This window comes from Massilia sp. Se16.2.3, assembly GCF_014171595.1.
Classification (GTDB): Bacteria; Pseudomonadota; Gammaproteobacteria; order Burkholderiales; family Burkholderiaceae_D; genus Telluria.
Window position 1 is genome coordinate 3,425,450 of record NZ_CP050451.1, and the last position, 11,979, is coordinate 3,437,428.

The following is an 11,979-nucleotide window of genomic DNA, read 5'->3' on the forward strand; positions in this document are numbered from 1 at the left end:
CTGCTGGCCATGGGCGCGGCGGCCTACCGCCTGCGTGTTCGCAGCCTGGTGCGGCGCCAGGTCCTGCTCGAGCGCGAAGTGGTCCAGCGCACGGCCGAGGTGGTGCGCCAGAAGGAGCAACTGGCCGAAGCGCTGGGTGAATTGCGCCGGGCGCAGGACCAGCTGGTGCTGAACGAAAAGATGGCCTCGCTCGGCACGCTCAGCGCCGGCGTTGCCCACGAGATCAACAACCCGACCAATTTCGCCCACGCCGGCGCCCGGGTGCTCGAGATCGAGCTCGAAGCCTTCCGTGCCTACCTGGCCGCGCTGGCGGGCCCGGATGCCGACGGCGACGTGATGGGCGGCCTGCACGCGCAGATCGACGCGCTGCGCGAGCGTGCCGCCACCATCCTCGAGGGTACGACGCGTATCCGCACGCTGGTGGCCGACCTGCGCACGTTTTCGCGTCCCGATGCAGCGCAACGCAGGACCATGCCGGTCGGCGCGATCCTGCGTTCCACCGTGCAGCTGGTACGCACCCGCTATGCGCAGGCCGCCGTCATCGAATGCGACCTGACGGCCGACCCGCCGCTTGCCTGCTGGCCGGCGCAGCTGGGCCAGGTCTTCATGAACCTGGTCGTCAACGCCTGCCAGGCGATCGAGGCACGCCGGGCGGGTGGCGACGACCCGGGCCCGGGCCTGCTGGCGATCCGCAGCCGCGCCGACGCGCAGTTCCTGTACCGGAATTCGAGGACAGCGGCTGTGGCATCCCCGAGGCTGCCGTCGGCAGGATCTACGACCCCTTCTTCAGCACCAAGCCGCCCGGCGAAGGCACCGGGCTCGGACTGTCGATTTCGTTCGGGATCGTCGAGCGCCACGGCGGCAGCCTGCGCGTGCGCTCGACGGTGGGCGCGGGTACCTGCTTCACGGTGCAGCTGCCGCTGGCGGCGCCTGGAGGGGCCTGACGCCGCGCCCTGTGCCTATTGCAGCGTGTAGGGCGACAGGCTGATCACGGCGTTGCCGGCGGCGCCGCCGTAGTTCGTGTAGGTGCGGCCTTTTTCCAGCGTGTAGAACGAGTCGACGTAGTCGTCGTCGTTCGAAAACCAGCCGGCCGGCATGACCTTCAGGATGGCCGTGGCCACCTGGCCGATCACCGCGTACTGGGGCGCGAAGGCACCGAGCAGCGTCGTCACGCCCTGTGACAGGGCCACGGCAAGTTCCTGGTAATTGGTGCTGTCGTCATGCTCGAACAGCTGGATGTTGGCCGCGCCATAGCGGTAGCTGCTCCAGAAAATCATGATCTGGTTGGGCGCATAGGTGGTGCCGTCGTTGTCGAGGTAAGGCATGTCGACCACCGTCAGCTCGGCCTTGGCCTGGTCGGGCTGGACGCCGGAGACGACGGCGAAGATTTCCGCGCCGCCGGACACCCAGGGCTCCTGGTCGTTCTTCAGGGAGACGTGGGTCAGCTTGCTGGTCTCGATACCGCCGGCCATGGCCTGGACGCCACCGGCCAGGCTGTGTCCTGCGATCGCCGGTGCCGACTGCATGCCGGCCGCGCGCAGGCGGCGGTTCAGGTAGGCGATGCCGGCGCGCATGTCTTCACGGCCGTTGATGCCGGCGATGAGCACCGGATACGCGGGGGCGACGCGGGCGTCGAGGCGATGGCTGCGGCCCAGCTTGTCGAAGGCTTCCACCTCCATCCATTCGCGGCGCTTGCCGGCGGGCGCATACGCGACGAGCAGCTTGTCCCAGTCGACGTGTCCGCTGTAGCCTGCCGGTGTGTAGAGGCGTAGCTGCATCAGGCTCCTGCTGTCGGCGCCGATGCCCTTGTGCTCGCGCAGGCGCTGGTCCACGACGCGCAGCTGCTCGGCATCCGCGCGCACGCTGGCGGACATGCCAGCGACGCTGCCGCCGGCAGCGTTGGCCGCACCAGCGCGACGGGTCAGGTCGCTGACGATGGTGTCGAGCATGACCGGCTTGCCATCCAGGCTCACGCGCCGGGCCAGCACGCTTGTGGCCTGCGGGTCGGCAAGGAGGCGCGCCACACTCCAGGCGCCCAGGCGCTTGGCCTGGTCGACCACGGCGGCCTGCTGGCCGGGCACTTGCCGGGTGCCGGGCCCGCCGGCGCCGTGGGCGGTGGCCATCATCGCGCCGCCGATCGCCAGTGCCAGCACCAGCTTGTTCAGTACTTTCATGTTTTTCTCCGTTCTTGTTGTGGGCACGGTCCGGCCGCGCCGCGGGCGCGATGGACGTATTCCGGGGACGGAAACGGTCCACCCGCGCCGTACTGGCGGTCGCGCCAGTGGACACTGGTGCCCGGGCGCGGCCAGAGCGTGGTTCTCGGTGATGGAAAGAATGCGCCGGCGGCGGCCGCGTCTTGCGGCCACTACCGACGAGTTCAACGGTAGCACCCGGAGCAGGGTGGGCTGTACTAGTATTTCTGATATGTATGCGATGTGTAAGCACACGCGATGCGCCCGCCGGGCAGGGGACGGGCGGTCAGCGAAACGACAGTTGCGGCACTGCCGCGGGCTATCCCTGGCAGAGCCGCCAGGGATAGCCGCCGCGCAGGCGCTAGGTGGAAATACCGTACTTGCGGCGCAGGCCCCGGTATTCGTCCGTCAGCGGCCCCAGCCGCGGGTGCTGCGGGTCGAGCGCGCGGATTTTATCGAGCTGGGCAACGCACACTTCGCCCAGCGGGTGATCCCAGCCGAGCTCGCCGATCTGGCGCAGCACGCCGCCGGCCGCGGCGATCATCATCACCTGCAGGTCGTTCGGCGCCAGGTGCAGCGCCTCCAACAGGCTCTGCACGGCGCCGCGCACGTCGCCCATGTTGCGCTTCTCGTCGGCCACGCCCAGCAGGATGCGCGCCTGTTCCCTGAGCTGCTTGTGGACGCCGTCGGCCAGTTCGCGCCGGCCGGCCTCGGCGAAGACGCGCTCGGCGTCCTCCGGGGTGACGCCGCTGCCGGCATCGTTCATCACCGCCAGCATCACTTCCGGGCCTGCGCGTCGAGCCGGTGGGCCAGGCAGGAGCGCACCAGGCCCAGTTTCAGCCCGGTCGACAGCGTCGTGGCACTGCGCACGGCGGCGACGGCCGCCTGCAGGCCGGCGAGTGCCGCGCCCTTGTTGCCGGCGGCCTCGTGCAGGGCCGCGTTGGCGATGTTCAGGCAGGCGTCGAGCTCGGGCCCGGCGCGCAGCGAGCGCTCCAGGTCGCGCACGACGCCGGACGCCTGCACCGCGTCGCCGCGCCGGACGAGGGCCTGCACCAGGCGCAGGTGGTCTTCCGGATCGCGAAATTCCGAATAGCGCGCGCGAGCGACGACCTGCTTGAAGGATTTTTCGGCGCTTGCCGCGTCGCCCGCCGCCAGCGCCACTTCACCGAGTTTGCGCAGGCGCCGTACCAGGTGGGGCGAAATTGCCACCGCTTCCTCGAGCACCTTCTGGGCGCCGGCGGCGTCGCCCGCGGCCTCGTGGCAGCGCGCCAGCAGGTCGTAGGCAGCCATCAGGCGCGGATTGGCGCCGATCAGCGCCCCAGCGTCGCGCGGGCCGCATCGAGACGGCCCCTGGGCGAACTCGGCGCGTGCCAGGCCCAGCCCCGCCCAGCCGAGGCTGCGGTGGGCCAGCACCTTGCGATAGGTTTCCTCGGCCTGGGCGTGCTCGTCCAGGCTGGCGTGCAGCTCGGCGCGCAGGCGTGCCAGGTCGAGCGCATGGCGCGGATGCGCGATCTCGGCCGCGGTGGCCGAGCGGATCGCCTCGCGCAGCTTGCCACCTGCTACCAGCTGGTAGGTGGGCAGCAGCACCGCGCGCCGCTCGAGCGCGCGCCCGATGCGGGCGCCGAGGGTGTCGGCCGTGAAGGGTTTCAGGACATAGTCGGTCGGCGCCAGCTCGGCCGCGCCGATCACCTTGCCGTAGACGGCTTCGGAGGTCAGCATGATGAAGATCGTCCAGGGGCTCAGCAGCCGATGGTGGCGCAGGTCTTCGAGCAGCTGCTGGCCGTCCTGGCCGTCGCTGCCGCCGACACCGCCGCCGAGGTCGTATTCGCACAGCACGATGTCGTAGGCGCGCCGCGCCAGCTGGCGGATCGCGGTGCCGGCATTCACGGCGAACTCGATCTTGTGAATGCCGGACAGGTTCAGCATGTTCTGCAGGTTGCTGCGCATGCCGGGATTCGGGTCGATCACCAGTACCGACAGCTTGCCATGTTCTTCCATCGTTTCTCTCGTCTGCCCGAGGCCAGCCGGCCCTCTCGTCACGCTACGATACCGCCAAGCGTGGCGCTGGGCAACAACTGCCCGCCTCCGGCGAGGGCAATATTGTCAACCCTGTATAATAGCGGGCTATCTTCCACCCGCAGCCACGCTGCATCAACCGACTTCAAAGCCATGTTGATTCTGCCGGGTTCCAACGCCCTGTCCGTATTTCGTAGCCAACGCCTCCTGAGCCAGCTGCAAGCCGCCGCGCCGGCCATTGCCGGGGTCCAGGCCCGCTTCTACCACTTCATCGATACCAGCGCACCGCTGTCGACGAGCGACACCGAGCGCCTCGGCGCGATGCTGACCTACGGCGAACCGGTGCCGGAAACGCTGTACGAAGGGGCGACGGAGGAATTCTTCGTCATCCCGCGCCTGGGCACGATCTCCCCCTGGGCATCGAAGGCGACCGACATCGCCCACAACTGCGGCATGACGCATGTGCACCGCATCGAGCGCGGCGTGGCCTACAAGGTGGTCCTCAAGAGCGGCATCCTGGGCAGCAGCATTGGCGCACCGAAGAAGCTGTCGAACGAGGAAACCGAGGCGGTAGCGGCCTTGCTGCACGACCGCATGACGGAAACGGTGCTGCGCAGCGCCGAAGGAGCGGGCGCGCTCTTCGACGAGCTCGCGGGCAAGGGGCTGGAATCGGTCGACGTGCTGGGGCAGGGCCGCGAAGCGCTGCTGCGCGCGAACAAGGAACTCGGCCTGGCGATGTCGATCGACGAGATCGATTACCTGTTCGAGGCCTTCACCAGGGCGGGACGCAACCCGACCGACGTCGAGCTGATGATGTTCGCCCAGGCGAACTCGGAACACTGCCGCCACAAGATCTTCAACGCCGACTGGATCATCGATGGCGTGAAGCAGGAGCGCTCGCTGTTCCAGATGATCAAGAACACCCACCAGCTGCAGCCCAAGGGCACGATCGTCGCCTACAGCGACAATTCCTCGATCATGGAAGGGGCGCTTGTTACCCGCTTCTATCCGCAAGGCGCGAACCAGGAATATGCGCCAAGTACGCAGCTGACCCACACCCTGATGAAGGTCGAGACCCATAACCACCCGACCGCGATTTCCCCGTTCCCGGGCGCCTCCACCGGCGCCGGCGGCGAGATCCGCGACGAGGGCGCGACCGGCCGCGGCGCCAAGCCGAAGGCGGGCCTGACCGGTTTCACGGTGTCGAACCTCATGCTGCCGGGCGCGCAGCAGCCCCGGGAGAACGCGGCCGACGTCACCGCCACGGGCGACAAGGGCACGGCCGCCGTCTACGGCAAGCCGGAGCGCATCGCTTCGCCCCTGCAGATCATGATCGATGGCCCGCTCGGCGGCGCCGCCTTCAGCAACGAATTCGGCCGTCCCGTGCTGGGCGGCTACTTCCGCACCTATGAACAGAACGCGGGCGCCGCGGGCGGCGTCTACGGCTACCACAAGCCGATCATGATCGCCGGCGGCATCGGCAACATCGCGGACGAACACACCTTCAAGAACGATATCCCGCCAGGCAGCCTCCTGATCCAGCTGGGCGGACCGGGCATGCGCATCGGCATGGGCGGCTCGGCCGCGTCCTCGATGGCAACCGGCACCAACACGGCCGACCTCGATTTTGACTCGGTCCAGCGCGGCAACCCGGAGATGGAACGCCGCGCCCAGGAAGTCATCAACGGCTGCTGGCAGCTGGGAGCTAGCAACCCCATCATCTCGATCCACGACGTCGGCGCCGGCGGCCTGTCGAACGCCTTCCCCGAGATCGTCAACGATTCCAGGCGCGGTGCGATCTTCGACCTGCGCAAGATCCAGCTCGAGGAAAGCGGCATGGCGCCGAAAGAAATCTGGTCGAACGAATCGCAGGAACGCTATGTTCTCGCGATCGCGCCGGAAAGCCTGGACGTGTTCAAGGCCCTGTGCGAGCGCGAGCGGTCGCCCTTTGCCGTGATCGGCGTGGCGACCGAGGAACGCCAGCTGAAGCTGGTCGACCCACAGAACGGCAACAACCCGGTCGACATGCCGATGGACGTCCTGCTCGGCAAACCGCCGAAGATGCTGCGCGACGTAGCGCACGTCGAGCGTACGCTGCCGGCCGTCGACCTCACCGGCATCGAACTGGCGGAAGCGGCGCGCCGCGTGCTGCTGCTACCGACCGTGGCCGACAAATCCTTCCTGATCACCATCGGCGACCGCTCGGTCGGCGCCATGACTGCGCGCGACCAGATGGTCGGCCCCCGGCAGGTGCCGGTGGCCGATTGCGCCGTCACCACCATGAGCCATGAAGGCTACCGGGGCGAAGCGATGGCGATGGGCGAGCGCACCCCGCTGGCCACCATCGACGCCGCCGCTTCGGGCCGCATGGCCGTCGGCGAGGCGATCACCAACATCGCAGCCGCGTCCATCGCCAGTATCGAAGACATCAAGCTGTCGGCGAACTGGATGGCCGCCTGCGGCCAGCCTGGCCAGGACGCCGCCCTGTTCGATACCGTCCGGGCCGTCGGCATGGAACTGTGCCCGGCGCTGGGCATCAGCATCCCGGTCGGCAAGGATTCGCTGTCGATGCGCACGACCTGGCGCGACGAGGGCCAGGACAAGTCGGTGATCTCGCCGGTGTCCCTGATCGTCTCGGCTTTCGCGCCGGTCCCGGACGCGCGCCGCGTGCTCACGCCGCAGCTGCGCCTGGACAAGGGCGAGACCGTGCTGGTGCTGATCGACCTGGGCCGCGGCAAGAACCGCATGGGTGCATCGGCGCTCGCACAGGTCACCCAGCAGCTCGGCGACAGCGTGCCCGACGTCGATTCGCCCGATGACCTGAAGGCCTTCTTCGCCGCCATCGGGCGCCTGAACCTGGACGGCAAGCTGCTGGCCTACCACGATCGCTCGGACGGCGGCCTGTTCGCCACCCTGTGCGAGATGGCTTTTGCCGGCCGCGCCGGCGTATCGGTCAACCTCGACATCCTGGCGATGGAAGGCGAGCATGCCTCCGACTGGGGCGATGCCAAGAACTGGGCCAGCCAGGTGGGCGAGCGCCGCAATGAGCTGACCCTGCGCGCACTGTTCAACGAGGAACTGGGCGCTGTCGTGCAGGTGCGCCAGGAAGACAAGAGCCTGGTGATGAACGTGCTGCGCGAGCTGAACCTCGGCGCCTGCAGCCACATCATCGGCAAGGTCAACGACCGTGGCACGATCGAGTTCACGCGCGACGCGAAGGTCATCTACAGCGAGCGCCGCAGCAGCCTGCACCGCCTCTGGTCCGAGACCAGCTGGCGCATTGCGCGCCTGCGCGACAACCCGGACTGCGCCGACCAGGAATACGAGCGCCTGCTCGACGAAAGCGATCCGGGCCTGTCGCCCAAGCTCAGCTTTGATCCGGAAATCGACGTGGCCGCGCCCTTCATCGCGCTTGGGGTGCGTCCGCGCGTGGCCATCCTGCGCGAACAGGGCGTCAACTCGCACGTCGAGACGGCCTGGGCGATGCACCGCGCCGGCTTTGCGGCGGTGGACGTGCACATGAGCGACCTGATCGCCGGCCGCGCCACATTGGCCGACTTCCACGGCGTGATCGCGGTGGGCGGCTTCTCCTACGGCGACGTGCTGGGCGCCGGCGAGGGCTGGGCCAAGACCATCCTGTTCAACAATCAGCTGGCCGACCAGTTCGCGGCCTTCTTCGCGCGCCAGGATACGTTCGGGCTTGGCGTATGCAACGGCTGCCAGATGCTCGCCAACCTGAAGCCCATCATCCCGGGCGCCCATGCCTGGCCGAAGTTCACGCGCAACAAGTCCGAGCAATTCGAAGCGCGCTTCGGCATGGTCGAAGTGCTGGACTCGCCGTCGATTTTCTTCGAGGGGATGGCCGGGACCCAGGCACCGCTGGCGATCGCGCACGGCGAGGGCTACGCCGACTTCTCGCTCACCGGCGACCTCAACCAGGTGGTGCAGTCGCTGCGCTACGTCGACAACCGCGGGCAAGCCACCGAGACCTATCCGTTCAACCCGAATGGTTCGCCTGGCGGACTCACCGCGGTGACCACGCCGGACGGGCGCTTCACCGCCATGATGCCGCACGCCGAGCGCGTGCTGCGCACCGTCGTCCATTCCTGGGCGCCGGAAGGCTGGGGCGAAGACGGTCCGTGGATGCGCATGTTCCGCAACGCGCGCAAGTGGGTAGGCTGAGGCCGCCCGCGACCAGGTAGTTTCCCGGCAAAAAAGCGCTTCGTCCCGAAGCGCTTTTTTTTGTTCAAAAATTTCCTGGCTCAGATTCAGCGGCTTACGCGGCTGAACTCGCACAAGCGGGCGCCGCGCGTCACCGACACGATCGGGCTTTTACCACGGGAGACGCATCGTGAAGACCGGCACCTGGCCCCTCCAGGCACCGCCACGGGCAAGACTCGCAGGCACCCTGGCGCGCCTGGACATTGCAAGCAAGGGAAGGGTGCCGCTGCCCGGTACGATGCGCAGTGCCGGGCGAGGGCCCGCTGCGGACGTAAAAAAGGCGCTTCCGGGGAAGCGCCTTCGTTCCGGTGGCACGGTGCGGAAGATCCGCGCGTCGCCGCCGCCGGGCCCGCGTGATTACTGAATCTTGGCCTTCTTCATCAGCGACTGCTGGAATTCTGCCACTTTACGCTGCGCCACCTGTTCGCCGAGCTGACGCTTGACCTGTTCGAGCGGCGGCAGGGTCGGCACGCGGCTGTCTTCCAGCTTGATCACGTGGTAGCCGTGTTCGGTCTTCACCGGCGTGTCGGTGATCGCGCCTTTTTGCAGCGCAAACAGCGCCTTGTTGAATTCCGCCGCGAAAGGACGCACGTCGACCCAGCCACCGCTCTGCGGCGAACCCAGGTCGCCGCCCTGGGCTGCGGAGCCCTTGTCCTTGCTCTGCTTGGCCAGTTCCTCGAAACGGGCGCCGCCCTTGAGCTTCGCGATGATGGCCTTGGCATCGGCTTCGTTTTCGACCAGGATATGGCGCACGCGATATTCCTTCTCAGGCGCACCGGCCTTGATCCGGTCGTACGCGGCCTTGATCTCGGCGTCCTTGACCGGATTCTTCTTCAGGAAGTCGCTCACCATTGCGTCGAACATGATCTTCAGGCGCATGTTCTCCAGGGCAGACTTCACATCAGGGCGGGTAGCCAGTTTCTGCTTCTCGGCTTCCTGTATCAGTACTTCGGCGCTGATCAGGTCCTGCTTGATCGCCTGGCGCACTTGCGGCGAGTCTTCGGCACCCGAAGCGACTGCGCGCTTGACTTCCTGATCCAGCCGCGATGCCGGGATCGGCTTGCCATTGACGGTCGCGACATTTTGCGCGAATACGGGCGCAGCCAGCATGACGGTCATGGCGAGCAGGAGGCGGGTTGGCTTCAACATCATCGTTCAGATCCTATAAAAACTCAAAAGTTGCCCGAGGGCGAGGCTCCCGGCACCGCGAAGATGCCGGCAGACATTAATTTTACTGCACCTTTGCCTTCTTGATCAGCTCGCCGTAGTAGGCAGCGACTTTCTGCTGCACCAGCTGGTTGCCAAGTTCCTGCTGCTTTTCCTCGAACTTGCGCACCACGGTCGGGCGCGAGTCGTCGACCTTGAACACATGGAAGCCATAGGGGCCGCGTACGGGCGTATCGAGGAAGCCGCCTTTTGGCAGCTTGGCCATCGCGGCAGCGGTTTCAGGTGGAAGGAAGCTGCTTTCCTGCCAGTCGAGATCGCCGCCTTTGCCGGCAGTGCCGGTATCCTTGCTTTGCTTGACGAGGTCCTCGAATTTCGCGCCGCCCTTGAGCTTGGCGATGACGGCCTTGGCTTCGTCTTCGGTGGCGAGCAGGATATGACGGAGGTGGAAATCCTTCGATGCCGCCGTTTCTTTCGCGTAACGGTCGTAGGCTGCCTTGACATCGGCCTCGGAGACCGGATTCTTCGTCAGGTAGTCGCGTCCGAGCGCCTGGATGAGAATCGCGCGGCGCGCGTCGTCGACTGCGGCCTTGACCTGGGGCTTCTTGTCGTAGCCGCCCTTGAGCGCTTCCTGCATGACCACTTCGCGGAAGATCAGCTGTTGCTTGATGTCTTCGCGCAGTTCCGGGCTGTCCGGGGCGCGGCCGCCGGCCACGATCTGCTTGACGGCTTCCTCGACGCGGGCGCTCGGGATGGCCTTGCCGTTGACAACGGCAGCGTTCTGGGCAAATGCGGGTGCTGCGACCACAGCGGTCAGGGCTAACAGCAGGCTGGCTGGCTTCAAAGTCATTATGTGTTCCTGTGGAGGAGTTGCTAAGTTACGTGTTAATTATTGTGTAGAGCAATTCGATTGTGCGACAGAATTCTTAAGCGAGCCTGATAGAGGCGCACCGGCGGCAAGGCAGCCGTGCCGCTTGCCGCCGACTGCGCGCCTCGATCATCCCGCCTGCGCTTTCGAACCGGCCTCAGTCCAGTTCCGAAGGCGCCAGCGCCGTGATCGCAAGCGCATGGATCTCGGCTGCCATCATATCGGCCACGGCATCATACACCAGACGATGTCGCATGACGAGCCTCTGGCCGGCGAAGCGGTCGGACACGATCTTGACGCTGTAATGGCCCCCGCCCGAGGCAGCGCCGGCATGGCCCGCGTGCAGGTGGGAATCGTCGCCGACCTCGAGCAGGGTGGGCGCGAGCGCCGCCTGCAGGCGTTCGCGGATGCGTGCGGGACGAGAGTCGACAGAAATGTCCGGGTTCATGCTTCCTCCTGCGGAACGTGTTTGACGAGCAGCAGCGAGAGTGCCACCGTGAAGATGAAGAAGATCGCGGTCATGCCGTACATCTTGAAGTTGACCCAGGCATTGGTGTCGTCCTTCAGGACCACGAAGGCCATCAGGAGGTTGAGCGCGCCCAGCAGGATGAAGAAGCCGATCCAGATGAAGCCGACGCGCGGCCACAGCGCGTCCGGCAGGGGCAGGGCTTCTTCCATGGCCTTGCGCATCAGGTTCTTGCCGAAGAAAACCTGGCTGACGAACAGGATCACGGCCGAGGCCCAGTACAGGATGGTGGGCTTCCACAGCATGAAGGTCTTGTCGTGGAAATAGATGGTGGCACCGCCGAAGACGACGATGACGACGAAGGAGACCCAGAGCATGCCATCGACCTTGCGCCGGCGCGCCACCAGGTAGCCGATCTGCAGGACGGTGGCGAGGATGCCGACGGCGGTGGCCAGCATGATGGCGGCCTGGTCGGCGGCGACGGTACCCCCCGATACCAGGCCGCCCAGGTATTGCTGCACGAGCGCGGCGGCGGCCGCCTCGTTTCCGTTCCCCCATTTATAGGCGATGAAGAAGAGAATCAGGGGAAAAAGGTCGAACAGGAATTTCATGTCGCTCCAGGTGCGGGCAAATAAAGTGGGAAATCAGATTGCCTCGAACCGCAGCGCGGCCGAGTTGATGCAGTAGCGCAGCCCGGTCGGCGGCGGGCCGTCGGGGAACACGTGGCCGAGATGGGCGTCGCAGACGGCGCAGATGATCTCGGTGCGCACCATGCCGTGGGTACGGTCGGTCTTTTCGATCACGTTCTCGGGGTCGAGCGCCTTGAAATAGCTGGGCCAGCCGCAGCCGGACTCGAACTTGGCGTCCGACTCGAACAGGGGCGTATCGCAGCAGACGCAGCGATAAATGCCGTGCTCGTGGTGGTCCCAGAACTTGCCGGTGAAGGCGCGTTCGGTGGCCGCATGGCGCGTTACCTGGTATTCCATCGGGTCGAGCTGGGCACGCCACTCGGCGTCGGTCTTGGTCAGTTTTTCGGTCATGATGGTTTTTCC

General features: G+C 66.5%; 10 protein-coding genes. 2 read left to right on the forward strand and 8 right to left on the reverse strand.

The features are described 5' to 3' along the window. Positions 1–545 precede the first annotated feature (545 nt). Positions 546–944, forward strand: coding sequence for a sensor histidine kinase (locus G4G31_RS29220; RefSeq protein ID WP_374011317.1), 399 nt, complete (start codon positions 546–548; stop codon positions 942–944). Positions 945–959: 15 nt separating this feature from the next. Here the strand turns inward: G4G31_RS29220 and G4G31_RS15635 are convergent, their stop codons facing one another. The 3 genes from G4G31_RS15635 to G4G31_RS15640 form a co-directional block, all read right to left on the reverse strand. After that, positions 960–2,174: a DUF3103 family protein gene (locus G4G31_RS15635; protein ID WP_182988436.1), complete on the reverse strand. Its 1,215-nt coding sequence runs from the start codon at positions 2,172–2,174 to the stop codon at positions 960–962. Positions 2,175–2,553: 379 nt separating this feature from the next. Beyond that, on the reverse strand, positions 2,554–2,970 hold the full coding sequence (locus tag G4G31_RS28515) for a hypothetical protein (RefSeq protein ID WP_308621556.1): 417 nt from the start codon (positions 2,968–2,970) through the stop codon (positions 2,554–2,556). After that, a complete protein-coding gene (locus G4G31_RS15640; RefSeq protein WP_308621559.1) occupies positions 2,970–4,190 on the reverse strand; it encodes a response regulator in 1,221 nt (406 codons plus the stop codon). The genes G4G31_RS28515 and G4G31_RS15640 overlap by 1 nt, the downstream gene beginning before the upstream one ends. 171 nt (positions 4,191–4,361) lie before the next feature. Between G4G31_RS15640 and purL the strand changes: the two genes are divergently transcribed. Next, positions 4,362–8,390, forward strand: coding sequence for a phosphoribosylformylglycinamidine synthase (gene purL, locus G4G31_RS15645; RefSeq protein WP_182988437.1), 4,029 nt, complete (start codon positions 4,362–4,364; stop codon positions 8,388–8,390). A gap of 396 nt (positions 8,391–8,786) precedes the next feature. On the opposite strand, the gene G4G31_RS15650 is transcribed toward purL, so the two are convergent. The 5 genes from G4G31_RS15650 to msrB all read right to left on the reverse strand — a co-directional run bounded on the left by G4G31_RS15650 (position 8,787) and on the right by msrB (position 11,967). Then, positions 8,787–9,581: a peptidyl-prolyl cis-trans isomerase gene (locus G4G31_RS15650; protein ID WP_182988438.1), complete on the reverse strand. Its 795-nt coding sequence runs from the start codon at positions 9,579–9,581 to the stop codon at positions 8,787–8,789. A gap of 79 nt (positions 9,582–9,660) precedes the next feature. After that, positions 9,661–10,443 (reverse strand): peptidyl-prolyl cis-trans isomerase, encoded by a 783-nt coding sequence (locus G4G31_RS15655; RefSeq protein WP_182988439.1) that lies wholly within the window; start codon positions 10,441–10,443, stop codon positions 9,661–9,663. A 175-nt stretch (positions 10,444–10,618) separates the two neighbouring features. Further along, positions 10,619–10,909 (reverse strand): BolA family transcriptional regulator, encoded by a 291-nt coding sequence (locus tag G4G31_RS15660; RefSeq protein ID WP_182988440.1) that lies wholly within the window; start codon positions 10,907–10,909, stop codon positions 10,619–10,621. Then, the gene (locus G4G31_RS15665) at positions 10,906–11,538 is read right to left on the reverse strand and encodes a septation protein A (protein ID WP_182988441.1); all 633 of its coding nucleotides are present in this window, start codon (positions 11,536–11,538) and stop codon (positions 10,906–10,908) included. The genes G4G31_RS15660 and G4G31_RS15665 overlap by 4 nt, the downstream gene beginning before the upstream one ends. Before the next feature lie 33 nt (positions 11,539–11,571). After that, complete coding sequence (gene msrB, locus G4G31_RS15670) at positions 11,572–11,967, reverse strand: peptide-methionine (R)-S-oxide reductase MsrB (RefSeq protein ID WP_182988442.1); 396 nt, start codon at positions 11,965–11,967, stop codon at positions 11,572–11,574. Positions 11,968–11,979 lie beyond the last annotated feature (12 nt).